The 24,786-nt window shown below is 53.1% G+C and carries 23 protein-coding genes; 15 read left to right on the top strand and 8 right to left on the bottom strand.

The window, feature by feature from the left end:
* Positions 1-8: 8 nt before the first annotated feature.
* Positions 9-2,963 (bottom strand): glycoside hydrolase family 3 N-terminal domain-containing protein, encoded by a 2,955-nt coding sequence (locus tag TH63_RS12290; RefSeq protein ID WP_048921187.1) that lies wholly within the window; start codon positions 2,961-2,963, stop codon positions 9-11.
* 380 nt (positions 2,964-3,343) lie between these two features.
* Here TH63_RS12290 and mutL point away from each other — a divergent pair, with 380 nt between their 5' ends.
* The 3 genes from mutL (at position 3,344) to TH63_RS12275 (ending at position 7,086) form a co-directional block, all read left to right on the top strand.
* Entirely contained in the window at positions 3,344-5,185 is a 1,842-nt protein-coding gene (gene mutL, locus TH63_RS12285) for a DNA mismatch repair endonuclease MutL (RefSeq protein WP_048921186.1), read from the top strand.
* 194 nt (positions 5,186-5,379) lie between these two features.
* A complete protein-coding gene (locus TH63_RS12280) occupies positions 5,380-6,165 on the top strand; it encodes a rhomboid family intramembrane serine protease (protein WP_048921185.1) in 786 nt (261 codons plus the stop codon).
* A gap of 3 nt (positions 6,166-6,168) precedes the next feature.
* Positions 6,169-7,086, top strand: coding sequence for a rhomboid family protein (locus TH63_RS12275; protein WP_048921184.1), 918 nt, complete (start codon positions 6,169-6,171; stop codon positions 7,084-7,086).
* A gap of 443 nt (positions 7,087-7,529) precedes the next feature.
* Here TH63_RS12275 and TH63_RS12270 read toward each other — a convergent pair whose 3' ends face one another.
* Together TH63_RS12270 and TH63_RS12265 are read right to left on the bottom strand one after the other, a co-directional pair.
* A complete protein-coding gene (locus TH63_RS12270) occupies positions 7,530-8,420 on the bottom strand; it encodes an SPFH domain-containing protein (protein WP_048921183.1) in 891 nt (296 codons plus the stop codon).
* 39 nt (positions 8,421-8,459) lie between these two features.
* Positions 8,460-8,885, bottom strand: a complete 426-nt coding sequence (locus tag TH63_RS12265; RefSeq protein WP_048921182.1) for an NfeD family protein — start codon at positions 8,883-8,885, stop codon at positions 8,460-8,462.
* 203 nt (positions 8,886-9,088) lie between these two features.
* Here TH63_RS12265 and TH63_RS12260 point away from each other — a divergent pair, with 203 nt between their 5' ends.
* The gene (locus tag TH63_RS12260; RefSeq protein WP_048921181.1) at positions 9,089-10,378 is read left to right on the top strand and encodes a metal-dependent hydrolase family protein; all 1,290 of its coding nucleotides are present in this window, start codon (positions 9,089-9,091) and stop codon (positions 10,376-10,378) included.
* Positions 10,379-10,461: 83 nt separating this feature from the next.
* Here TH63_RS12260 and mdh read toward each other — a convergent pair whose 3' ends face one another.
* Positions 10,462-11,400, bottom strand: coding sequence for a malate dehydrogenase (gene mdh, locus TH63_RS12255; protein WP_048921180.1), 939 nt, complete (start codon positions 11,398-11,400; stop codon positions 10,462-10,464).
* 175 nt (positions 11,401-11,575) lie between these two features.
* On the bottom strand, positions 11,576-12,904 hold the full coding sequence (tilS, locus tag TH63_RS12250; protein ID WP_048922812.1) for a tRNA lysidine(34) synthetase TilS: 1,329 nt from the start codon (positions 12,902-12,904) through the stop codon (positions 11,576-11,578).
* Positions 12,905-12,953: 49 nt separating this feature from the next.
* Here tilS and TH63_RS12245 point away from each other — a divergent pair, with 49 nt between their 5' ends.
* The 8 genes from TH63_RS12245 to recN all read left to right on the top strand — a co-directional run bounded on the left by TH63_RS12245 (position 12,954) and on the right by recN (position 20,091).
* Positions 12,954-14,627 (top strand): OstA-like protein, encoded by a 1,674-nt coding sequence (locus TH63_RS12245; RefSeq protein ID WP_082161673.1) that lies wholly within the window; start codon positions 12,954-12,956, stop codon positions 14,625-14,627.
* Positions 14,628-14,700: 73 nt separating this feature from the next.
* Positions 14,701-15,558, top strand: a complete 858-nt coding sequence (locus TH63_RS12240; RefSeq protein WP_082161672.1) for an outer membrane protein assembly factor BamD — start codon at positions 14,701-14,703, stop codon at positions 15,556-15,558.
* Positions 15,559-15,587: 29 nt separating this feature from the next.
* On the top strand, positions 15,588-15,914 hold the full coding sequence (locus tag TH63_RS12235) for a DNA-directed RNA polymerase subunit omega (protein ID WP_048921179.1): 327 nt from the start codon (positions 15,588-15,590) through the stop codon (positions 15,912-15,914).
* A 15-nt stretch (positions 15,915-15,929) separates the two neighbouring features.
* A complete protein-coding gene (locus TH63_RS20860; protein ID WP_048921178.1) occupies positions 15,930-16,490 on the top strand; it encodes a flavoprotein in 561 nt (186 codons plus the stop codon).
* A complete protein-coding gene (gene coaBC / locus TH63_RS20855; protein ID WP_048921177.1) occupies positions 16,477-17,145 on the top strand; it encodes a bifunctional phosphopantothenoylcysteine decarboxylase/phosphopantothenate--cysteine ligase CoaBC in 669 nt (222 codons plus the stop codon). Before TH63_RS20860 ends, coaBC begins: the two co-directional genes overlap by 14 nt.
* Entirely contained in the window at positions 17,127-18,038 is a 912-nt protein-coding gene (porD, locus tag TH63_RS12220; RefSeq protein ID WP_076606478.1) for a type IX secretion system protein PorD, read from the top strand. Before coaBC ends, porD begins: the two co-directional genes overlap by 19 nt.
* A gap of 44 nt (positions 18,039-18,082) precedes the next feature.
* A complete protein-coding gene (locus TH63_RS12215; protein ID WP_048921175.1) occupies positions 18,083-18,310 on the top strand; it encodes a hypothetical protein in 228 nt (75 codons plus the stop codon).
* A gap of 122 nt (positions 18,311-18,432) precedes the next feature.
* Positions 18,433-20,091, top strand: a complete 1,659-nt coding sequence (gene recN / locus TH63_RS12210; RefSeq protein WP_048921174.1) for a DNA repair protein RecN — start codon at positions 18,433-18,435, stop codon at positions 20,089-20,091.
* Between the two features lie 151 nt (positions 20,092-20,242).
* On the opposite strand, the gene TH63_RS12205 is transcribed toward recN, so the two are convergent.
* Entirely contained in the window at positions 20,243-20,632 is a 390-nt protein-coding gene (locus tag TH63_RS12205; protein ID WP_048921173.1) for a cupin domain-containing protein, read from the bottom strand.
* A gap of 4 nt (positions 20,633-20,636) precedes the next feature.
* A complete protein-coding gene (locus TH63_RS12200) occupies positions 20,637-20,885 on the bottom strand; it encodes a Kazal-type serine protease inhibitor domain-containing protein (RefSeq protein WP_048921172.1) in 249 nt (82 codons plus the stop codon).
* Positions 20,886-21,140: 255 nt separating this feature from the next.
* On the opposite strand from TH63_RS12200, the gene TH63_RS12195 reads away from it, so the two are divergent.
* Positions 21,141-21,434 (top strand): YtxH domain-containing protein, encoded by a 294-nt coding sequence (locus TH63_RS12195; protein WP_048921171.1) that lies wholly within the window; start codon positions 21,141-21,143, stop codon positions 21,432-21,434.
* Between the two features lie 141 nt (positions 21,435-21,575).
* Positions 21,576-21,968: a YtxH domain-containing protein gene (locus tag TH63_RS19835; RefSeq protein WP_053093803.1), complete on the top strand. Its 393-nt coding sequence runs from the start codon at positions 21,576-21,578 to the stop codon at positions 21,966-21,968.
* Positions 21,969-22,382: 414 nt separating this feature from the next.
* Here TH63_RS19835 and lysS read toward each other — a convergent pair whose 3' ends face one another.
* Positions 22,383-23,906 (bottom strand): lysine--tRNA ligase, encoded by a 1,524-nt coding sequence (gene lysS / locus TH63_RS12185; RefSeq protein ID WP_048921170.1) that lies wholly within the window; start codon positions 23,904-23,906, stop codon positions 22,383-22,385.
* A gap of 373 nt (positions 23,907-24,279) precedes the next feature.
* Here lysS and TH63_RS12180 point away from each other — a divergent pair, with 373 nt between their 5' ends.
* Positions 24,280-24,747, top strand: coding sequence for a hypothetical protein (locus TH63_RS12180; protein ID WP_156180577.1), 468 nt, complete (start codon positions 24,280-24,282; stop codon positions 24,745-24,747).
* Positions 24,748-24,786 lie beyond the last annotated feature (39 nt).

The following is a 24,786-nucleotide window of genomic DNA, read 5'->3' as shown; positions in this document are numbered from 1 at the left end:
TGGCGAAGTTACGGTTTCAATTCTAAGGATTGATACACTACATCATGAATACGGGTTCTGATGTTGTACTTAAGCAGCTTATCATTCTCAGCGTCAGGGTACACGCGGTTAGAGAGGAAGATGTAAATAATGTTGTTGTCGGGGTCAATCCAGGTGCCGGTACCGGTGAAGCCGGTGTGCCCAAAGGTGCTCATAGGGGCCAGATCTGAGGTAGGGCCGTTGCCTTCGGGGTCTGGTTTGTCCCAGCCCATGCCACGACGGCTGTACTGGCTGGCGCCCTTGGAGAACTCCGTCACTACCGGGGTTTTGAAATACTGCTGCCCGCCGTAGTTTCCGTTCTGCAAATCCATCTGCATGAGAATGGCCAGGTCATTGGCGTTGGAGAAAAGCCCGGCGTGGCCCGCCGTACCGCCTAACAGGGCGGCGTTGCCGTCATGCACGGTGCCTTGTAGGGTCACGTTTGCCTTTAAGTCAGATTTGGTAGCAGTGGGGGCAATCTGCTCTTTCAGAAATTTGGTAAGCGGGTTAAAGGTAAGCGTGGAAGCCCCCAGCGGCGCGTAGAAGTTCTGTTCCAGGAAGTCGGGGAGGGGTTGGTTCAAAAGGCGCTCGGCAATGCGTTTCATGATGTGCAGCCCCAGGTCTGAGTAGCGGTACTCAAACTTGCCGTTGGCCACGCGCTTGCCCGTGAGGTCAGATTTTACAATCCAAGTCCAGACCGAGTCCTCCAGCCGCTGGTTGCTATAGATGCCGGGCACCACCTCATTGGGGAATTTCTCAGACCGCAGGCTGTCATAATAAATAGGGTTGAGGTTGCCATTGCGCAGGGTCTGTTTCCAAAAAGGAATGAAGGCCACCAACCCAGCCTGGTGCAGCAAAACATCACGCACTAAAAGTCCGGCTTTGTTCGTGCCTTTGAGTTCAGGCAGGTACGTAGCCAGTTTCTCCTCCAACTTCAGGCGGCCCTGGTCTTTCAGGAACATCACGGCCTGCAGCGTGGCCGCTACCTTGGTAATAGAGGCCAGGTCATAAATGGTTTTCTCGGTAACGGGCTGGGTACGGTCATAGGTGTAGTAGCCGTAGGCTTTCTCCATCACCACGGTGCCGTCTTTTACCACCAGCACCTGACATCCCGGGGTGGCGGCATAGGCAATGGCTTCTAAGGCAATGTTGTCAATCTGCTTGAGAATGGTGGAGTTCATGCCCACGCTCTCGGGTACCGAGTATTTCAAGCGGTTCAAAGACGGGGTAGAGATGCCGTCACCTTCCTTGAACTTAGGCGAGGCTGTCACCGGTAACCGACCAATGCCGGGCAAGGCCCCAAAAAGCACCTGCGGAATCACTTTGGCTACTACCTCATTGTCTTCATAGCCGCATACCAGCCAGTTGCTGCTTTCAAAGTTTTTAAGGCTGTAGGCGTTGCCCATAACTACCACCACCACTTTTTTAGTGGAATCGCGCTGCAGTTCCCTGATAAAGCCCAGGGCGTTGCCCGATAAATTGAAGTTGTTGTTTGGGTTGTTGTTCAGGTTTTGCAAAGAGACCACCACAACGTCAGAACCCGCCAAGTCCCGCTTAAGGTTACGGTACACACTGTCTGGCGCGGCCCGGCTGGTAATGGCAAATTTCCTGAAAGGCGCGTATTTGTCAAGGGTCTGCGTGAACACGTTGTGCGCCCCGGCCCCAATAGAAAGAGAGGCAAACGAGGTGGTGTCCAGCATCCTGAAGGGCAGTAGGTTGTTTTTGTTGGCGACCACCGTCACGGCCTGCTCATACAATTGCTGCTGCAGCACCTTGCTCAGCGGTCGGCTCAGATCGCTGGACAGGTTGGTCAGGTCTATGGGGGCGTATTGGTTCAGGCCGGCCCAGAACTTGGCATGCAGCATCTTCCGCACGCGCAGTTCTACTTCCTGCTCACTTATCTGCCCGGCGGCAATGGCCAATTTGATGCTTTGCATGGCTTTGGGCACGTCTTCAGAGAACAGCAACACGTCATTACCGGCAATCAGGGCCAGGGCGTCTACCTCGCCGGGCTTGTGGTAGCGGGTCACGCCCTTCATGTTCAGTGCATCGGTGAAGACCAGACCCTCATACTGCATCTTCCCCTTGAGCAGGTCATTGACCAGGTATGGAGATAAGGTAGCGGCGCGGTTCACAATGGAGTCCAGCTTAGGCACGTGCAGGTGGGCCACCATCACACCCATCACGCCGGCGTCAAAAGAACGGCGGAAGGGGTAAAGCTCTACCTCGGTGAGGCGGGCCATGTCATGGGAAAGCACAGGCAGGGAGAAGTGGGAGTCGGCATCGGTGTCGCCGTGGCCGGGGAAGTGCTTGGCCACCGCAATGATGCCGTGGTCCTGCAGGCCTTTGATGTAGGCGATGCCGCGGGCGGTCACTTTTTCCTTGCTCTCGCCAAAGGAGCGGTTGCCAATAACGGGGTTGTTGGGGTTGCTGTTCACGTCTACCACCGGCGAGAAATTCACGTGAATGCCCAGGCGCTTGAGCTTGAGGGCAATCTCGCGGCCCATGAGGTACACGTAGCGGTCATCGGGCAGGGCGCCCAGGGTCATCTGTTTGGCGAAGTGCATGCTGCTGTCCAGGCGCATGTCCAGGCCCCACTCGGCGTCTATGGCCACCAGTAAAGGCACCTTAGCCATGCTTTGGTAGCGGTTGGTGAGTTTGGCCTGCCGCACGGGGCCGCCCTGCATGAACATGATGCCGCCAATGCTGTACTGGCTCACCAGGTTCTCAATTTCGCGCACATGGCTTTGCCCGCTGTTGGAGTAAGCGGCTACCATGAAGAGTTGTCCCAGACGCTGATCAGGCGTAAGAGATTGATACACACTGTCTACCCAGCGTTGCTCCTGTATGGAAATGTTACCCCGGCCTTTGGGGCCGAACCCCGACAATGCCATCCAGGCGCCCATTACCACCAGAAGCAGTACCAGGCTATATCGATTTAGCATTTCGCAACGCGTAATTAAAATTTGAATAACTGTTTCATAGGCCTAATTTCGCAGAGGAAAGTAGCCGGCCGGCAAAGGGACCCTGGTGCGTTTTACGCCTTTTTTTGGAAAAACGGGGCAAAAACGGTTTAGACCAGAGTAGTTTCCTCAAAAGCCTCTACCTTTCAGGGCTCGCTTTGGCGGCAGGGCAACCCACCGCAGAAAACGGGCACCAAAAGATAGAACTGGCAGAAGGTGAGGGAACTTACCCCGCTGTTTAAGCTGGTAATATTACTTAAAATTTTGCTTTTCTCCCTTAAAAAGTTCGGGCCGACCCCTGGTTTGTCCTCCTACTCAACGGGAAGGGAGAATAAAAATAATTAACTACGCAGGGAAGATTTATGGCAGATATCATCCGTTTATTACCCGAGTACCTGGCCAACCAGATCGCCGCCGGCGAAGTGGTGCAGCGCCCGGCCTCGGTGGTGAAGGAGTTGTTGGAGAATAGCGTAGATGCACGCGCCACCAGCGTACAGTTAATCATCAAAGACGCCGGCAAGCAACTGATACAGGTAGTGGACGACGGCCAGGGCATGACCCCTACCGACGCCCGCATGTGTTTTGAGCGCCACGCCACCTCCAAGATAAAGAGCACCGAAGACCTTTTCCGGATCAGGACCATGGGGTTCAGGGGCGAGGCCATGGCCTCTATTGCCGCCGTGGCCCAGGTAGAGATGAAGACCCGCGCCCGGGGCGCCGAGCTGGGCACCTGCCTTACCATTGAAGGCAACGAAGTGCTCAAGCAGGAACCCGAGGCCATGGCCGAGGGCACCATTGTGTGCGTGAAGAACCTGTTCTTTAACGTGCCCGCCCGCCGTAACTTCCTGAAAAGCAACCCCGTGGAGATGCGCCATATCCTGGACGAGTTCCAGCGCGTGGCCCTGGCCAACCCCGAGATTGCCTTTGCCCTGTACCAGAATGAGGTGGAGGTGATGAACCTGCCCGCGGGCAAGCTGAGCCAGCGCATTGTGAGTATCTTTGGCCGCGAATACAAAGAGCAGATGGCAGCCTGTGAGGAAACCACGCCGTTCCTGACCGTGAAGGGCTACATAGGTAAGCCCGAGTTTGCCAAGAAAAGTCGCGGCGAGCAGTTCTTCTTCGTGAACAACCGCTACATCAAAAGCCAGTACCTGAACCACGCGGTGCTTACCGCCTTTGAGGGGCTGTTGCCCAAGGACAGTTTCCCGTTTTATGTCTTGTTTCTGGAAATCGCCCCGGAAACGATAGACATTAACGTGCACCCCACCAAGACCGAGATCAAGTTTGAGGACGAGAAAACGGTCTACGCCATTGTGCGCGCGGCCGTGAAGCAGAGCCTGGGCCTGCACAACATTGCCCCGTCCCTGGACTTTGGCGCCGACGTGAACTACATGCCGCTCCAGCCCATGAAATTCCCGGCGTCTATGGATTTTGAGACAGCCCCGGCACAGGCCCCCAGAACCTCGCCCTCGTCTGGTTTGCCTACCACCTTTACCAGCCGTGCCTCCGGCGGAAGCAGCTTTGGACATTCCTATTCGGCTCCGGCCAGAGACGTAAACAGAACCGCAACGCCAGAGGATACCAATCTTTTCCCGGAAGAGGAGGAGACGCTGCTGGGAGGCGGTAACCTGACCGGCGGCTCCAAGGCCCTGCAGGTGCACCAGAAGTATTTGATGGTGCAGGTGAAATCGGGGTTGATGGTAGTGGACCAGCAGGCGGCCCAGGAACGCATTCTGTATGAAAAGTATAGTCAGGCCCTGGGCAAGCGCACGGGCGCATCGCAGCAGTTGCTGTTCCCGCAGACGTTGCCGCTCTCGCCGGGCGATTTCTCGCTGGTGATGGAGCTGGCCGAGGAGTTCAACGCGCTGGGCTTTGTCTTCAATGACTTCGGCAACAATACGCTGGTGGTGAACGGTATTCCGGCAGATATTCCGCTCCGCGATGAGCGGGAACTGATTGAGGGCCTGCTGGAACAATATAAGAACAACCTGTCTTCGTTAAAGGTAGACCGGCAGGAGAACCTGGCCCGGGCTATGGCCAAACGCGTGGCCAGCCGGTTCACCGGCCGGTTGAGCGACCAGGAGATGAACGCGCTGGTAGACAGGTTATTCGGTTGCCAGGTGCCCAACTATACGCCTAGCGGCCAGAAGACCCTGGTTATTCTGCAGACCGAGCAGTTGCAGGACCTTTTCCAGCGGGGCTAATCTGTAAGGGCCAGCCGGGAGGAAAACAGCCTGCGCTAAAGAATTTAGTTGCGCTGGGTATCCATTGCGCCGGTATGCCGTACGCTTGGGTGCAGAACCATTCTCCCGTAGGCCGGTTATTGTAAGAATATGAATGGCGCCACAGGCTTTTGTGGTATTGCGTTCCTTTGCCCATTTTACCACAAGACTACTTTATGCCACCTATCACACCCATGGTGCGTAACTTGCTTATCCTCAATGTGCTCATGTACTTTCTGAGCGATAGGCTGTTTCCCACGGATTTATTTGCCCTGCATGATATCCGGTCAGATAAGTTTCAGCCGCACCAGTTCGTGACCCACATGTTCATGCACTCCAAAGTGAATATAATGCACCTGCTGGGGAACATGCTCAGTTTGTTCATCTTCGGGCCTCTACTGGAGCGCCATTGGGGAGAGAAGCGCTTTCTCATTTTCTACCTGGTTACCGGTTTAGGCGCTAGTCTGCTATATTCTTTGGTCCGCGGGTATGAAGTGACGGTGGTCATGGACGGGGTGACGGCCTTTATGCAGAACCCAGACCCCATTGATTTTAGAAATCTGGTGCAAAGTGCCGGGGTGAACGTGCGCGGGCTGCAGGATTTCATGATAGAGTTTAACCGTAATCCTAGTGATCCTCAGTTTATCATGCAGGCGAAGACCATTGCGGCTAAATTATCTGAGGTGATGGTGAACAGTCCTATGCTTGGAGCGTCTGGCGCGGTGTTCGGGATATTGATGGCCTTTGGCATGCTGTTCCCCAACACAGAGCTTATGTTGCTGTTCTTCCCGATACCCATCAAGGCTAAATATTTCGTATTACTATACGGCGCGTTTGAGCTATATTCCGGCTTAAACCGTACTCCCGGCGATAATGTGGCACATTATGCCCACCTGGGCGGTATGCTTTTCGCTTATATCTTACTCAAACTCTGGGAGCGGAAACGCACAAATTTCTACTAACCTATGACCAGTATCTTTGACGATATAAAATCGGCGTTCAGTAAAGGCAATAACGCGCTGCACCAACTCATTTTCATAAATGTGGTGGTGTTTGCCGTGCTGATTGTGGTGCGCACCATCATGACCCTGAGCGGTTCCGGAAGCACATTTGGGTATCTCATGACCTTCCTGCAGCTGCCCTCTAATCTGCAGCTGTTCGCGTACCGTCCCTGGACCCTGTTTACCTATTTCTTCACCCACCTGGAGTTCTTCCATATCATCTTCAACCTGCTCAACCTGTATTGGTTTGGCATGCTGATACGGGAATACCTTGGCGACAAGCGTCTGGTGAACCTCTATGTATTGGGCGGGCTGGCCGGCGGACTTTTCTACCTGCTTACTTACAACACCATCCCGTACCTACAGCTTCGCGCAGACCGGTCTTTTATGATGGGAGCCTCTGGGAGTGTGATCTCTGTGATGGTGGCCGCAGCTACGTTGTTGCCTAATTACACGTTCAACCTCATCCTGCTTGGCCCCATTAGAATCAAGTATATTGCGGCCGTGATGGTGTTGCTCTCCATCTCAGGGGCCGTAGGCAGCAACGCCGGCGGTAACATTGCCCACCTGGGCGGTGCCATTCTGGGGTTTTTCTACATTCAGCAACTGCAGCGCGGCACTGATTTTGGTCGTCCGGTGCAGGCGGTGCTGGGCTTTTTCAGTGGTCTGTTCAAACCTAGATCTCCTCTCAAGGTCACCTATAAAAACCCTAACCGACCGTATACCGCCGCGCCTAATCCTTCTATGCCTGTTTCTTCTGGCATGGCCGGGCACCCTTCCCAAATAGAAATCGATCAGATTCTGGATAAGATCTCCGTTTCGGGGTATGAGAGCCTGACCAAAGAGGAAAAGCAGAAGTTGTTTAAGGCGAGTCAGAAGTAGGGGGTTCGTGATTAGTAATGCGTTTTAGGGCCGTTTTCAGAAAAACAGGCTGTAAATGCGAATTGCTTATGTTTGGTTCTTCTGCTGACGTTTCTTCCTGCAAACTCTCCCCTTGGCCTGTCCCCTGACAGGCCAAACTATGTCCGTCACCAATAAAGGCACCTTTCTTCCGTCCTGTCAGGGGACAGGCCGGGGAGGCAGTTTTTGATTGTCAGGTCGTTTTGGGGTGTTTTCCGGAAAACGGGCTTTAAAAGGTCCTAATTGTTATTTATGCGCTTTCCTGGTTCGCTCATAAGGAGCTTTCAGGATGATAAATGGAGGGATAAATATCGATGAATATAAAAGAGGAGGCCTCGCAGAGTTTATCTGCGAGGCCTCCTCTTTTAATTTGGATCAAACCCGTTTTAGGCCCGTTTTCCGGAAAACAGCCCTAAAACGACTAGCTAGTTTTTGCTGCTTTTGAGCATATCGCCAATGGCGCCAATGTTGCCCAGGGTTTCTACCGCCGTGGTAGGCAGGAAGATCTTGTTGGCCGGGCCCATGGCAATTTTCTCCAACGCCTCGAAGGATTTATAAGTAAGCACCCGGTCGTCAAGGCCTGCTTCCATTAAGAGTTTGATGCGGGTTTTCTCGGCTTCGGCTACGTCTATGATGGCGCGGGCCTGGCCCAGGGCGTGGAGCTCAGCCGAGGCCCGCTCGCCTTCCGCGCGGAGCACCTTGCTGGCCTTGTCGCCTTCGGCCCGAAGGATCATGTCTTGTTTGGCGGCTTCGGCTTCCAGAATAATGGCGCGGCGGTTCCGCTCGGCTTTCATCTGCTTGTCCATGGCTTCCTGAATGTCTACAGGGGGCTTGATGTCAATTACCTCTACGCGTTCAATGCGCACGCCCCATTTCTCAGTGGCCTCATCCAGGGCGGTCCTGATCTCGGCGGAGATCCGCTCGCGTCCAGAAAGCGTCTCGTCCAGTTCCAGGTTACCGATGATCTGGCGCATGGTGGCCGTGGTGATGTTACGCACGCCCAGCACGTAGTCAAAAATGCCGTAAGTGGCTTGCTCGGGGCCCACTACCTGGTAGAACACAATTGTGTCAATGAGCACCTGCACGTTGTCGCGGGTAATCACGCTCTGGGGCGGTACGTTAGTCTGTTGGATGCGCAGGTCATGGTACACCCGCACGCGGTCCACAATCGGGATGAACAGGTTCAGGCCCGGGTGCATCAGGCGCTGAAACTTACCCAGCCGCTCCACCACGGCAACCTTCTGCTGCTGGATAATCCGGATGGACAGCGCCATGAGCACAATAACGGAGGCAAGGATAATGAGTGAGGTAGTCATGTATTTAGTGAGTGAGTGAGTGAGTGAAACGCTGAACTCTTATTTGATAGGCACTACTTTCAAGACCGTGCTGCTTTGGGCCACCACCAGCACCCGTTGGCCAATCTCCAAATCTTCCTGAGCGCTGGCAGACCAGATCTCGGTTCCCACGCGCACAATGCCCAGGCGGGTAGGGGAGATGGGTTCCAGTACTTCGCCCTCTTTGTTGGTGAGCTGATGGGCAGGATCGGCGTAGCCGCGGGCCTGACGTAGGCGGGTGGTGAGCGGTTTGGTGAAAAGAATCAGAAGGAGCCCGGTCACGCTGGCAGCGGCCGGCGGAAGCAAATAGTTTTCAGGGAACAGATAAGCCAAAACAGCCGCGACCATGGCCGCCACGCCCAGCCAAAGCAGGTAAAACGTGCCGGTTATCATTTCCGCTACCAGTAACAGAATGCCGGCTATGAGCCACAACCACCAGAAATCCATTGCTTTGCCCTTAATTGGTTATGGTATCAAGGTAAGATTTTTTACGGAAAAAGCAAGCAGGGTGGCAAGGGTTAGCGTTTTTGGGCCGTTTTCCGCAGGACACGGTGAAACCGAAAAGACACGGAAGCGGCTCCACACTTATACTGCCTCTCTCCTTAATTTTAGTTACATTAGACACCTAATCTGTTTTCTACCCAACCTATATGAACAAACTTTTCTACGCGCTGGCAACTATGGCTTTGGTGGCGTTCTCTGGCCTGGAGTCTATGGCCCAAAAAACCTTCCTGCACTGTGGTTACCTGATTGACGGGCTCAAAGACAAAGCCCAGCCAGAGATGACCGTGGTGATTGAAGGCAACAAGATTGTGGCCGTGGAGAAGGGCTATACCACCCCCGCCGCCGGCGCCAAGGTCATCGACCTGAAGAACCAGACCGTGATGCCCGGTTTTATGGACATGCACGTGCACTTTGAAAGTGAGACCAGCCCCACGGCGTACGCCGAGGCTCTTTCCCTGAACCAGGGCACTATTGCCTTCCGGTCGGTGAATTATGCAGAGAAGACCTTAATGGCCGGCTTTACCACCGTGCGTGATCTGGGCGGAAGCGGCGTGAACGTGCAGTTGCGTAACGCCATCAACCAGGGCTTGGTGAAGGGGCCCCGTATGTTGGTGGTAGGCAAGGCTATCTCGGCTACCGGCGGACACATGGATCCCACCAATAACTACCGCGCAGACCTGCAGGGCGACCCAGGCCCGGCCCAGGGCGTAGCCAACGGACCAGATGAAGCCCGCAAAGCAGTACGCTACCAGTACAAGAATGGCGCTGACCTGATCAAGATAGCGTCTACGGGCGGCGTTTTGAGCGTGGCCAAAGACGGCTCAGCCCCGCAGTTCACCGAAGAAGAAATTAGAGCCATTGTAGAGACCGCCCGCGACCTGGGCTTGAAAGTGGCGGTGCACGCCCACGGCGCCGAAGGCATGAAACGCGCCGTGCGGGCCGGGGTGACCTCAGTGGAGCACGGCACGCTCATGGATGAGGAAACCATGAAACTCATGAAGAAGAACGGCACCTGGTACGTGCCCACCCTCACTGCCGGTAAATCCGTCGCTGACTCTGCCAAGATTAAAGGATATTACCCCGCGCTGGTGACGCCTAAAGCGTTGGCCATTGGGCCGCAACTGCAGGGCACGTTTGCCAAGGCCTATAAAGCAGGCGTGAAAATCGCCTTCGGGACCGATGCCGGGGTGTTCATGCACGGGAAAAACGCGAAGGAGTTTGAGTATATGGTAGAGGCCGGCATGCCGCCCATGGAAGCCATCAAAGCTGCCACCGTAAGCGCCGCTGAATTGATAGGTATGTCTGAAAAACTAGGCGCTGTGGAGAAAGGAAAACTGGCAGACCTGGTGGCCGTAACCGGAGACCCTATTAAAGATATCAAGCTCTTGCAGCAGATCAAGTTCGTGATGAAAGACGGGGTCGTGTATAAGCAGTAAGCGTTTTTAGGCCTGTTTTCCTTATAAACAGGAGAGCCCGGCCAAATGGCCGGGCTCTCCTGTTTATAAGATATAGTTAAGGCTTACGCGGTGGCAGGCATGTTGTCTAACACGTCCATTACCTCACGTACGGCTTTCTCAGAGGCTTTCAAAAGAGCCATCTCGTCTTCGTTCAGCTGTAGCTCAATTACGCGCTCCACGCCGTTCTTGCCCAATACTACTGGTACACCTAAATAAGTGCCCGTGATGCCGTACTCACCTTCCAGCTTGATACAAACCGGGAACACGCGCTTCTGGTCACGCACAATGGCTTCTACCATTTGGGCAGCGGCAGAACCTGGCGCATACCAGGCCGAGGTACCCATCAGTTTCACCAGTTCACCACCACCGTTCTTGGTGCGGTCTACAATGGCGTCTAGTTTGGCAGGGTCAATCAGTTCGGTTACAGGAATACCACCTACGGTAGTGTAGCGAGGTAACGGAACCATGGTGTCACCGTGGCCACCCATTAATACCGCCTGAATGTCTTTAGGAGACACGTTCAGTTCTTCGGCTAAGAAGGCGCGGTAACGGGCGGTGTCCAGGATACCGGCCATGCCTATTACTTTATTGCGGGGTAATTTAGAGGTGATGTGCGCTGCGTAGGTCATAACATCAAGCGGGTTAGAAACCACAATGATGATGGCCTCCGGAGAATGCTTGATCACGTTCTCGGTTACGGAACGCACGATGCCGGCGTTGGTGCTGATCAAATCATCGCGGGTCATGCCGGGCTTGCGGGGCAAACCAGAGGTGATTACCACCACGTCTGAATTGGCGGTGCGGCTATAGTCGTTGGTGACGCCCACGGTGCGGGTGTCATACAGATTGATAGGGGATTTCTGCCAGATATCCAGCGCCTTGCCTTCGGCGAAGCCTTCTTTGATATCTACTAACACTACTTCATTGGCGATTTCGCGGTAAGCCAACACGTCGGCACAGGTGGCCCCTACGTTTCCGGCTCCAACAACGGTTACTTTCATTATGCTTGCGTTTGGTTAGACTATATAAAAACTACGCGGCGAAATTAGGTAAAAGTGCGGGAGGGTGAAAAGGAAATCGGTTTTAATTGCTGATTGTTCAGATTGTTAATTGTTCAGATTGTTAATTGCTTTTGCAATAGCTTTCCAAAAAAAATCAGCAATTAACAATCAACTATCAAACTCGGGTCACTGTTATCTCCAGGACTTGCTGCGTGTTCTCAGAGATTTTGAAGCGGTTATCTACCTGCTGGCCAATAACCCAGGCCAGGGAGGCGTCTGACACCAGCACCCACACATCGGGCTTCAGGTTGGCGGGCACTTTCTTGTCAATGAGCAGGTCGCTTACTTTCTTTTTGCCGTTCATGCCCAGCGGAATAAACCAGTCGCCTTGTTTCCAGGGGCGAAGCTTGAGCGGCAGTTTCACCAGGTCGGCGTCCAGGGCGGCCACGTCTTTGGAGCGGGGCACTTTATAGCCTTCGGAGGGTTTTCGGGCTATTTTTGCAAAATAAGGACCAAACTGGATTTCAGTGGCTTCCTCCGGTACCGTAATGCTTCCGAATTTCTCCAGGGCTTTGGGCGTAATCACCAGATCCTCGCGGTCTTTCACCAGCACATACGCCGGCGACATAAACGTCTTGCCAGAAAGGCCATCCCAGCCGGCGGCAATCTCCTGGGTCTGGGCATAGTTGAAATGGAAGGGCTTCAGGAACTCATGCAACAGCACAACTGGCGCGGGGCTTTCCTGCAGCGGGGCAATACCAATATAGGTAGCGCCGTTCTCCTGGCGTTGCGTTTTAGCCTTCATTTCCAGAAAAGAGGCCAGAAACACGGCCTCGGCACCTTGCAGCCGCTCAAGCGTTTGGGTGAAGGTCTCTTCCAGGTTGGGGTTTAATTGCTTGAGCACCGGGATTACCTCATGGCGCACCTTGTTACGGTTGTACTTGGTGTTTTCATTGGAGGAATCCTCGCGCCATGCCAGGCGTTTAGCCACCAGCCAGTCATAGAGGTCATCTTTGGTGAGGCCTAGCAGCGGCCGGATGAGATGGCCGGTTTTGGGAAGAATGCCGTGCAGACCAGCAAGACCGGTGCCGCGTACCAGGTTCAGGAGCACGGTTTCTAAAGCGTCACTTTGGTGGTGCGCCATGGCGATGACGTCATAGCCCAGTTGGGTGCGCATCTGCTCAAACCACTCATAGCGCAGGGTGCGGGCCGCCATCTGGATGGAAATGCCTTCCTGCTCGGCGAAGGCCTGGGTCTGGAACTGCTCACTGTAGAAAGGCGCGTCATATTGTTTGGCCAGTTTACGTACAAAGAGTTCATCAGCGTCAGACTCCTCGCCGCGTAGCCCAAAGTTGCAGTGCAGCACGGCAAAGGGCAATTTGAGGCGGTGCAGCAGGTCCGCGAGCACCACTGAGTCCAAGCCTCCACTTACTGCGGCTAAGATTTTGGTCTCTGGGGTGGCTAACCCGTTTATGGTTATATAATCTAAAACTTTCTGGAGCATAGGCAAAGGAAGGGCATTTTTACTAATTTCGCACCTATTGAAATCATTGATGAAGTTCGCAAAGATAGGGTTAGTATCTCTTTTCTCCGTGCTTTCTGCTTTAGTGGCCTTCGCCCAGGACACGCAGCAGAAGGGGCAACCGGTAGAAGTGTCCGCAAATACGTTAGAGGCCGGTACCTATAACGGCGAGGAAGTGCGCCGCCTGCTGGGCAATGTGGTCATGCGCCAGGGGGCCACCACGCTCACCGCCGACTCTGCCTACCAGTACGCCAAGGACCGTAACCGCATGGAGGTGTTCGGGAACGTGCACATTACCCAGGAAAGCATGGACGCCACCAGCGCCACCGCCAGCTATGACGGTACCCGGCGGGTAGCCAACATGCGCGGCGGTGTGACTCTGCGCGATGCCGAAATGACCTTGACCACCCCTTCGCTCAACTACAACTTGGACGCCAAACGGGCCTACTATACTGAAGGCGGCAATATTGTAGGAGCAGACTACACCATTCAGAGCCAGTTAGGGACCTACGCCTCCGATGCCAAGGTGCTCGGGTTTAAGAAAGGCGTGAAATACGTGGGCCAGAACGCCGAGGTGGTAAGCGATACCATGGCCTACAACACCGTAAGCAAGGTGGTGGAGTTCTTCGGGCCAACCACCATCAAATCGCCGGACGGTACTTTGTTTGCCAACCGCGGCACCTACAATACCGTTACCCGCGCCTCTAACTTCCGGGGCAATGCCAGCATAAAAACGCCAGACTATATTATAAGGGGTGATGAGCTCACCTATGACAAGGGCCGCGAGTATTACACGGCCTCCCGCAACGTGTCCATGACCTCCATCAAAGACACGACCATTATCACCGGCCAGACCGCGCAATATTGGCGGGCCCGGGGAAGGGCCAAGGTGTTTGGGTCGCCGGTCATGAAAAGCATTGTCTCCCGTGATACCATGTATTTGTCGGCAGACACCCTGTATTCTGTGGAGAACTCCCGTGATAAGAAAAAGAAAGGGAAACTGTACGCGTATTATGACGTGCGCATCTTCAAGTCTGACATGCAGGGGCTTTGTGACTCGCTTACCTATGACCTGAACGACTCTATTATTTACATGAGCCGCAATCCCCGGCTGTGGGCCAGCAAAAACCAAATGACGGCAGACAGCGTGGTCATGCAGCTCAAGAACAACAGCCTGCACCAGATGCGCATGTTTGGCAACTCGTTCGCCATTTCCCGTGATACCCTGGAGAATTTTAACCAGGTAAAGGGCCGCAACATGATTGCGCATTTCATTAACAGTAAGATCAGCCGCATTGACGTGAACGGCAACGCCGAAAGCCTCTACTTTGCCCTGGAAGGCGATACCGCTACCCTGGGTATGAACCGGGCCGTGAGCAGTGACATGCGCATGCTCTTTGCCAACGGTAAAATTCAGTTTATCTCGTTTCTGGAGAACCCAGACGCCAAGTTGATTCCGCCGCATGAGCTGGAGGAGCCTGATAAACGATTGAAGGGGTTTGAGTGGCGCGGAAAAGAAATACCAACCAAAGCCTCTGTGTTGGCCAAAAGGGGACCCGCCAAGAGGCCGGCAAGACTGGCCAAGCCGGCCCCGGCCAAATCAAAAGCCAAGCCCGTGAAAGCCCCAGCCAAAAAAGCGAAAAAGGTGCCGGCTCCCGCCAAAGCCAGTAAAAAGGTAGCTACTCCACTTAAGAAAGCGCAATAAAGCCGGGTTTATACTTAAGGCCACTGCTATTCGTTCTGTTAGATATAAAAAAAAACGTTATTTTTGCGTGCTTATGACCAAACGCATCCTTTCCTATTTGCCCATCTTGCTCACAGTGTTGCTGTTGGGTTCTTGCGGGAAATACAATAAAATCCTGAAAAGCGACGACGTAGACAAGAAATACGCCGCTGCGCTTTCTTACTATGAGAAAGAGGAATATGATAAAGCAGGCGCGCTTTTAGAAGACCTCATGCCCCTCCTGAAAGGGCGCAGCGAGTATGAGCGGGCCAATTTTCTGTACGCTTATACCAAATTCTACCAGCACCTGTACCTAGAGAGCTCTTTCCACTTCACTTCCTTCGGGCAGACGTTCCCCAGGAGCCAGTACGCCGAGGAGGCCGCTTTCATGAATGCCCGCTCCCTCACCAATGAGTCGCCCAGCTATAACCTGGACCAGCAGAGCACGGCCCAGGCCATGAGCGCCTTGCAGGAATTTATGCGCCGCTACCCGCAGAGCAAGTACATGGCAGAGGCAAACAAGGTTTATGATGAGCTTTCTGGCAAGGTGGAGGTAAAGGCCTTCAACAGCGCCAAGCAGTACTACAAACTGACCAACTATGACCCGCAGTATTACAAGGCAGCGGTAGTTGCGCTGGAGAACTTCCGGAAAAGCTATCCGTCTTCCGTGTATAATGAGGAGGCTGCCTACCTGCGCATAGACGCCCAGTACAACTACGCCAAGGAAAGTATTGAGTCCAAGCAGCAGGAGCGCTTCGCAGAAGTAGTCACCTTTTACCAGGCGTTTATTGACGCGTACCCAAAGAGTAAGTTTTCACGTAGTGCCGAACAGATCTATGAGGCAACCCAGCAGGAGCTGGAGAAACTCAAGAAGTCTCAGACCGTAACGGCCACTACCACTACCAATCAATAATTTTTGTAACCACCCAATTTTCTAGATATATGGCACAAGTACCAGCATCCATTGTAACGCGCAACGTTTCAAACTTAGCTGAAGAAACCGGAAACGTATATAAGTCCCTTTCCATCATTTCTAAGCGTGCAAACCAGATAGCGGTGAAAGTAAAGGAGGAGTTGAACTCCAAGCTTGCTGAGTTTGCCACCACGGTAGATAACCTGGAAGAAGTGTTTGAGAACCGTGAGCAGATTGAGATCTCCAAATACTATGAGCGTATGCCTAAGCCTACCAACATGGCTATTGAGGAGTTCATTGAAGGCAAAGTGTATTTCCGCACCGCCGATGATGAAGTAGAAACCTCTTCCTTCTAATTAAGGCCTTTCTGAATGCTTCGGCATAAGAAAATCATTCTGGGGGTATGCGGAAGCATTGCAGCTTACAAAGCGGCTTTGCTGGTGCGCCTCCTTATAAAAGCAGAAGCAGAAGTGCAGGTAATCCTGACCACTTCTGCTTCTGCTTTTATAACCCCTGTCACGCTGGCCACGCTTTCTAAAAAACCGGTCCTGACCGAGTTCGTGCGCTCAGACAAGTCTGGCCTCTGGCATAACCACGTGGAGCTGGGCCTCTGGGCCGATGCTCTGGTCATTGCCCCGGCCAGCGCTAATACCGTAGGCAAAATGGCCCGCGGCCTTTGTGACAATCTATTGACGGCCACGTACCTTTCGGCGCGGTGCCCGGTGTTTGTGGCCCCGGCCATGGACTTGGACATGTACCAACACCCGGCCGTGCAGGAGAATTTCAGGCTGCTGCAAAGCTACGGCAACCATTTCATTGAAGCCGGCCACGGCGAACTGGCCAGTGGTCTGGTAGGACAGGGCCGCCTAGCTGAGCCCGAGGATATTATGAAGGTTTTAGAAGAACACTTTACGCCACGTGTCCTTGTTTAGCGGAAAGAAAGTCCTGATCACCGCAGGGCCCACGTATGAACCCATTGACCCGGTCCGGTTCATTGGTAACCACTCCACCGGTAAAATGGGCTTCGCGCTGGCCCGTGCCTTTGCCGACCAGGGCGCGCAGGTATATCTGGTGGTAGGCCCCACGGCTCTTTCCTTGGAACACCCATTGGTAGAAGTGATTCCAGTCATGACGGCCAATGAGATGTTTGCCGCCTGTCAGGCCAAGGCCTCAAAGGCTGATATTTGGGTGTTTGCCGCCGCCGTGGCAGATTACCGTCCCAAGGACGTGGCTACCTCCAAAATAAAAAAAAACGAGGATTCCTTTACCATTGAACTGGTGAAGAACGTTGATATAGCGGCTACCTTAGGCCAGCAGAAACGCTCCGACCAGTTTGCGGTGGGTTTTGCTCTGGAAACCGACCAGGAACTGGAGAACGCCCGTGGTAAGCTGGTTAAGAAGAACCTTAACATGGTGGTTCTCAATTCATTGCGTACGCCTGGGGCGGGCTTTAAGCATGACACCAACAAAATCACCATTGTAAAGCCGGCCTCTGTAGAGGAATTTGAGCTGAAGTCTAAGGAAGAGGTAGCCCTGGATATTCTTGAATCTATAAAAACCGAGTGGGCATGTCTGCAAAAAAAATAGCGTGGGTAGTTCTGGGTCTTCTGTTCCCGCTTTGTTCCATGGCGCAGGAGCTGCGCTGCGAGGTCATTGTGAACAGTGACCAGGTGCAGGCCACCGACCGCCAGGTGTTCCAGCAGATGCAGAACGCCATTTCTGAGGTCATGAACAATACCCGTTGGACCAGTGACGTGTACCAGAACGAGGAGCGCATACGCTGCAAAATGTTCATCACGCTGCGTGCCATGCCGCAGGTTGGGGTCTATGAAGCCAACACCCAGGTCATCTCCAGCCGGCCTACCTATGGCACCGGGTATGAGACTACCGTGCTTTCTTTTGTAGACACCAAGTTTGAGTTTGATTATACCCAGGCCCAGCCGCTGCAATACGCCCCCAATACGTTTACTACCAACCTCACGGCCATCCTGTCTTTCTATGCCTACACTATTATAGGCATGGATAATGATAGCTTCTCGCGCATGGGTGGCGCCAATGCCTTAGCTGAGGCCCGGAATATCCTGAACCTGGTCACCTCCTCGGGGGGAGCCGGCGGGGGAGGCTGGAGCGCCACGGCCGATACCCGTAACCGCTACTGGCTCATCAACAACCTGGTAGACCCCCAGTTTGAACCTTACCGCGCGGCTCTGTACCTGTACCACCGCCAGGGGCTGGATTTAATGGCGCAGGACCCTGAGAAAGCGCGCCAGAACATGCTGGAAGCCCTGCGCAACATCCAGCAGGTGGCCCGCCTGAGACCTGGGGCTGCCGTGCTACGCTCTTTTTTTGAGGCCAAGTCCGCGGAGCTGAGCAATGCCTTTAACAGTGCTACCCCGGCCCAGAAGCAACAGGCCTATGATTTGCTCACCCAGATTGACCCCACCAACCGCGCCCGCTACGAGACACTGCTGAAACGCTAGTTTCCATTTATTGCCTATTTTCCGGAAAACACCCTTAAAACGCCATGGGTAAAAGGCAGCGCCGCATCTTCCGTTCCAACCTTGAACAAGAGTACCAGGCAATGCTTGGGAAAGACCTGCAACTCATTACCACCCAAGGCCGGGTCTTGTCTGGGACGCTGGAATCTTTTCTGAATGGCATGATAGCCTTGCGTGATGGCCGTAGGTTTTTGCACCATTTGCCTTTGGCGTACGTAGAGGAAGTGGTGTTAGATGTAGAGGCCTCGCAGTAGGTCTCTGGCAAAAAGCCGTAGATTTTTGGCTATGTTTATTAGTGAAGAGACTAAATAAATTAGCATATTTGTCTATTGGAATCCATCACCACCAATCACCCTCAAATCCGGAAATCTACCTCATGCTTGTAGAGCTTAAGATAAAGAATTACGCCCTTATTGAGCAGCTGGAACTGCAGCCCTCCCCGTTGTTGAACATCATCACTGGTGAAACCGGTGCCGGTAAATCCATTATGCTGGGGGCCATTGGTTTGTTACTGGGGAACCGGGCAGACTCAAAGCTTCTTTTCAACCAGGACCAGAAGTGCGTGATTGAAGGCGCCTTCAATGTGTCTGAGTACCACCTGGAACGCTTCTTTGAAGAAGAAGACCTTGACTTTGAGCCAGTGAGCCTGCTTCGGCGGGAGATCAGCCCCTCGGGCAAGTCCCGCGCGTTTGTGAATGACACGCCGGTCACGCTGGAAACCCTGCGCCGCATAGGGGAACAACTCATGGATATCCACTCGCAGCATGACACCCTGCTGCTGGGCGACCCCGTGTACCAATTGAACATCCTGGACCTGTATGCCCAGAACGAAGGCCTGCGCACAAAATACGGCGCCGCTTACCGGGCATACCGCAAACTGGAAAAGGAATACAAAGAACTGGAAGGCCAGCTGGCACAGTCACAAAAAGAACTGGACTACAATACCTATCTGCTCAATGAGCTGAGCGAAGCCAACCTACAAGCCGAGGAACAGGAAAGCCATGAGATAGACCTCAAGCAACTGGAGCACGCCGAAGAGATAAAGCTGAAGCTGAGCCAGGCCCTGCAGTATATCTCAGAGAGCGAGTACAATGCCGCTGGGGCCATGAAAGATGCCAGTCACCTGATTAGCCAGGTAACCGAGTACGGCGAAAGCTTCCAGACGTTGAAAGAGCGCCTGGACAGTTGCCTGATTGAACTCAATGACATTGCCGGGGAACTGGAAGACGCTGAACGCAAAACTGAGGCAGACCCCCAGCGCGCTGAGCAACTGCAGGAACGCCTTGACCTAATCTACACCCTGCAACGTAAGCACCAGGTACGCACCGTAGAGGAACTGCTGGCCCTGCAGGCCGAGCTGGAGATAAAAGTGAGCAGCGTCCATAATCTGGATGCTGCCATTGAAAAGACCAAAGTAGCCCTGGCTGCCGCCCTGCAAGACGTGGATACCCAGGCCCAGGAATTGTCTGAAAGCCGCACCAGCGTGTTCAGTACTTTCCAGGAAGAACTGCACCGCCTGCTCTCAGAGTTGGGCATGCCTAACGCGAGGGTAGTAGTGGAACACAAGGTATCGGCCCCGGCCGCCACGGGTATTGACGTGGTCAACATCCTGTTCAGCGCCAACAAGGGAGCCGCCCCGCAGACCTTAAGCAAAGCCGCCTCGGGGGGGGAGTTTTCCCGCCTGATGCTGTGCATAAAATACATGCTCGCCGACAAAACCGCGCTGCCGACCATCATCTTTGACGAGATTGACACTGGTATTTCCGGGGAAATTGCCGTGAAAGTGGGTAAGATGATGCAGCAGATGTCTCAGAAGCACCAGTTGATCTGTATCTCCCACCTGCCCCAAATGGCCGCCCAGGGCGAAACCCATTACTTTGTCTATAAAGAAGACCGCGCCGAACGCACCGTTAGCCGGATCAGGCAACTGAGCCATGAGGAGCGGGTAGTGGAAATTGCCCAGATGATTGCCGGCGCCAACCCCTCTGAGAACGCCTACCAAAGCGCCAAAGAATTACTGGCTTTAAGCGCTTGACCAATTTCCTCTATTATATAAAGAGGTGATTAAGCAGAACATCCCGCCGGGCTTTCCGGCGGGATGTTCTGCTTTAGGGCCGTTTTCGGGAAAACAGGCTCAAAACAGGAAAACTGTTTCAGGGTTCTTTCTTACCTCAGGCAAGAATGGGTTAGGCCCAGAACTTATACTCTTTGTCCTCGCGGTTCACGCTATCTATGTCAAAGGCTGGTACGCAGACAGACCAGTACTCGCATTCCTCATCAAAGGGGTTGGAGTACTGAATGCGGGCCCCGGCTTTGATAAGGAGCGTCTGGCCGGCGGAAAGGATTACGTTCTCCCCGTCAATCTCTATCTGCTTGCGGCCCCGCAGCACAATGGTGACCTCGTCAAACTCAGGGGTCTGGTGCGGTTCGCCCCATTTAGGTGGCGCTATCATGTGGGCCACGCTGAAGGCACTGGTGTGGGTGCTGGCCAGCCCGAAATGCTCTTCAATCAGCTTGCCGTCGGTGGTGGGTACCCGGAAGGGGTTGGTCTGCAGGATGTATTTTTTTTCGCTCATAGTTTTATTGATTGGTGCCTTTGGGTGGGCATTCGCCTTTGGTGAATGAGGTCAAGCCGCTTATTTCGGCTATGCAGGAATTGCTGTAGGTTTTTCCGTCGCAGCCGCACACGGGGTCATAGATCATGATGCAGGCTCTTTCTTTGTCAATCTTGGCCGGGTCAATGCAGGCCACTTGGCTGCTGCTACTGGTTTTGCAACTGAAAGGCAGCGCCGCCAACAGCACGGCAGAGAAGAGAAATGATTTTTTCATAGTGGTAGGGTTCTGGGATCATGTATATACGCAAACTGGTGGGCGGCGCATCTACCCAATTTTACGTTTTTTAAGCATATTTTCTAAAACACGGCAAAACCCTTAACCTAAAGGGAAGGGAAACCGTAAACCGCATAAATATATGTTACAATATATATTTATTGTTTAGCATATTGCCTGGAGAAAAGCGGGGTCCTGACCGGGAACCCTTTCTCTGTGCCCTACACGTACTATTAACCTTTATTCTACAATACTATGAAAAATGACAATTCTAAAGTTTTATTAGCTGCCGCCGCCGGTGCTGCTGCCGGTGTAGTAGTTGGTATCTTAATGGCCCCCAGCAATGGTAAAGACTCCCGTGAGAACCTGATGAAGATTGCCGGCCAGGTGGCCGAAGGCGTGAACGGGCAGATTGGTGCCTATATTGAGAAATTTGGCGGTCTGGCCAGCCTTTTAGGCGGTTCTGAAGGCAGCGATGCGACCACCACTTCAGTAGGAGCAGATGCCTCTACCGGCGCTACCGCTGATGAAGCTAACGCGAGAAGCTAATACCTGAGATTTAGGTAAAGGAACCGAGTCCGTATTTATAACTAAATAGACTTGTTTCCGTTAACAGTTAGCGTGGGTTTTGGCAACCTGGTTGTTCCGTAAACCCACTCAGATTTAATCACATTAAACAAAATAGAACTCATGAAAGACAATAGCGGAAAAATCATTCTGGCATTATTGGCAGGAGCCAGCGCCGGTGTGGTAGCGGGTATTTTAATGGCCCCAGAAACCGGAGAAGCCACTCGTGGCAGCTTGAAAAAATCAGCCTCTAAATTAGGCCAGGACCTGGAATCTAAATTACAGGCAGGTATGGAGCAACTGCAGGCCCTTAGTGCCACTGCAACTTCTATGCTGGGTAAAAAAGGCGGAAGCGGTGACGCAGATGTGGTAAATACTGGTTCTAACACCAAGGCTACCTCTCATCTGGAAAACAACCCAACCGGCGGCAATGTGGAAGCTACTGGCGGAAACGCAGGCGGTGGAAATGCTGGTAGAGGCGGCAAAGGCGGAGAAGGTTCTTCAGCCGGCGCTTAGTCCTTGCAAATTCCTCCCTTACTTTGAAACTTTGCCTAGGCAGAGCCGTTAAAGTAAGAAAGCATGATTGGTTAAATAGTAATAAGCGAAAAGCGATGAAGTAAACGCTAGGAAACCAACTTGAAGTTAAAACTTAAGAATAGCGATCGATTTAGATTTAGTTTTTAAGGGATACCTCAAGTTCTTAGTATACAGGCGAAAGCCACATCAAACAGTAGCAATAAAAACCATTTGACCAATACAGAAAAGCCTTCTCTTCATGGGAAGGCTTTTCGCTTTTACAGTATTTCTGTTTTTAGCCTGTTTTGCAGAAAAAAGGGTAAAAACAGAAAGGCCGCTCTTGTATAAGAGCGGCCTTTCTGTTTTATAAAACCAATGCGACTTAGCACATCAGCACATTAAAAAATTAGCACATTACCCGTTGTTCTCTGGTTTCATCTGCGGAAAGAACAGCACATCTTGTATGGAGTGGGAGTTGGTCATGATCATGCTCAGGCGATCAATGCCAATGCCCAGACCGGCGGTTGGTGGCATGCCGTACTCCAGGGCACGCAGGAAGTCTTCGTCCAGGACCATGGCCTCGGTGTCACCGCGCTTGCCCAGTTCCAGTTGCTCCTCAAAGCGGGCGCGCTGGTCAATAGGGTCGTTGAGCTCAGAGAAGGCGTTGCAGATTTCCTTGCCGTTGCAGATGGCTTCAAAACGCTCCACCAAGCCCTCTTTGCTGCGGTGCTTCTTGGCCAGCGGGCTCATCTCCACCGGGTAATCGGTGATGAACGTTGGCTGGATCAGCTGTGCCTCGCATTTCTCCCCGAAGATCTCGTCAATGATCTTGCCTTTCCCGATGTTCGGGTCCAGTTTGATGCCCAGGCTGGTGGCCGTCTCACGCAATTGAGGCTCATCCATCTCAGAGATGTCAATCTTGGTGAAGTGCTCAATGGCCTCAAACATGGTGAAACGCTTCCAGGGGCGCGCAAAGTTGATGATGTTCTCACCCACCTGCACCTCCGTAGTACCGTGCAATGCCAGGGCTACGCGCTCTACCATCTCCTCTACCAGGTCCATCATCCAGTAGTAGTCTTTGTAGGCGACGTACAGTTCCACCTGCGTGAACTCTGGGTTGTGGAAACGGCTCATGCCTTCGTTCCGGAAGTCCTTGGAGAACTCGTAAACGCCGTCAAAGCCTCCAACGATCAGACGCTTCAGGTACAGCTCATTGGCAATACGCAGATACAGCGTCATGTCCAGGGTGTTGTGGTGCGTCTTGAACGGACGGGCCGCGGCGCCTCCGTACAAAGGCTGCAGGATAGGGGTCTCCACCTCCAGATACTCGCGCTCGTTCAAATACTCGCGCATGGTGTTCACCAGCTTGGTGCGCTTGATGAAGGCCTCTTTCACGTGCGGGTTTACCACCAGATCCACGTACCGCTGACGGTAGCGCAACTCTGGGTCAGAGAAAGCGTCATACACGTGCTCTACGCCGTTTTCGTCTACCTCACGCTTCACAATAGGCAGGGGTTTCAGAGACTTGGCCAGCAAAGTCAGTTCCGTTACGTGCACAGAGGTTTCGCCTACCTGGGTCTTGAACACATAGCCTTTCACGCCAATGAAGTCGCCAATGTCCAGCATTTTCTTGAACACCGTGTTGTACAGGTCCTTGTTCTCGCCCGGGGCGATGTCATCACGGGACACGTAGATCTGGATGCGGCCAGAGCTGTCCATGAGTTCGGCAAAGGATGCCTTGCCCATGACGCGGCGGCTCATGAGGCGGCCTGCCAGGCTTACTTCCTGGAAATTGTTCTGCTCTGGATCGTATTTTTCCTTTATATCCTTGGCCTGGGCGGTGACTTCAAAAAGTTCGGAAGGGTAGGGGTTGATGCCCATCTTCTGGAGCTCTTCGCGCTCATGGCGCCGGCGTAGTTCCTGTTCGCTTAAATGCATGGAAACGGTCTTTCAGTTTTCTTAAATCAAAGCGCGAATTTCGGAAATTATTCCCATAGATACAGAGATTGCTTTCTGAAATACCAGGATTGGAGAAATAGCCCTTAACCGTCTAGCAACGGTGCTTGCTTGTAACAAGGTGGTGTAGCTGCCACAATGTGCCGTTTTAGGCTCATTTTCTGGAAAATAGGCCTAAAACAGAAAAGGAACGCCCTTGGCTTTTGGCCAGAAAAATAGCCGGTAGAAACCCTGAAGGCTAAGTGGTTGCGTTTGAGGGTTGGCCCCTATGGTGGTTCTGGGGTGGCCAAGGCCAGGGCTTTCGTCTAATCCAAAACCGTATTTACCCGTTAAAGACAACAATAACCTCCTGCCTATGAAATGTGAATTGAATTTGGTTTTTGAAGAAAACGACGGTACCCTCCGGTGGCTTTTCAATATCTTGATCTACGCCCACCAGATCAGCGACCCAGATATCCGGAAAGGAATACAACCCACGTTAAAGGAATTTCTGCACAAACGCAGTTACCAGGAGGTGCTTCGGCTGGCCGAGACAGATATCTCTGAGGAGGATTTTGTGAAGGATTACCTCAAGCAGAACCTGATCAAGTTCAATTCCACCCATGTCCTTATAAAGGGGGCAAAGATCAAAGCCATGTGTTTCACCATTGAACAGGCCGGCCACATGCAGCAAGCCGCCGACCCAGATTCGGTGGCCCCCGAGATTATAGGCCTCTTTGAGGGCCATGAATTCAAGCTCAACCAGATCAGGCTTTGCGCCGAAGAAGCCCTGAAAGAGGCGGGAGCCAAAGGCGTGAAAATAGAAAGCTTCAGCCATGAGTAACGGTAAGCAGTCGGTTTAGCCGCCCAGAAGCTTTCACCA

The organism is Rufibacter radiotolerans (genome assembly GCF_001078055.1).
GTDB classification, from domain to species: domain Bacteria; phylum Bacteroidota; class Bacteroidia; order Cytophagales; family Hymenobacteraceae; genus Nibribacter; species Nibribacter radiotolerans.
The sequence above is the reverse complement of the archived record's forward strand: the minus strand, read 5'-3'. Positions and strand labels throughout refer to the sequence as shown.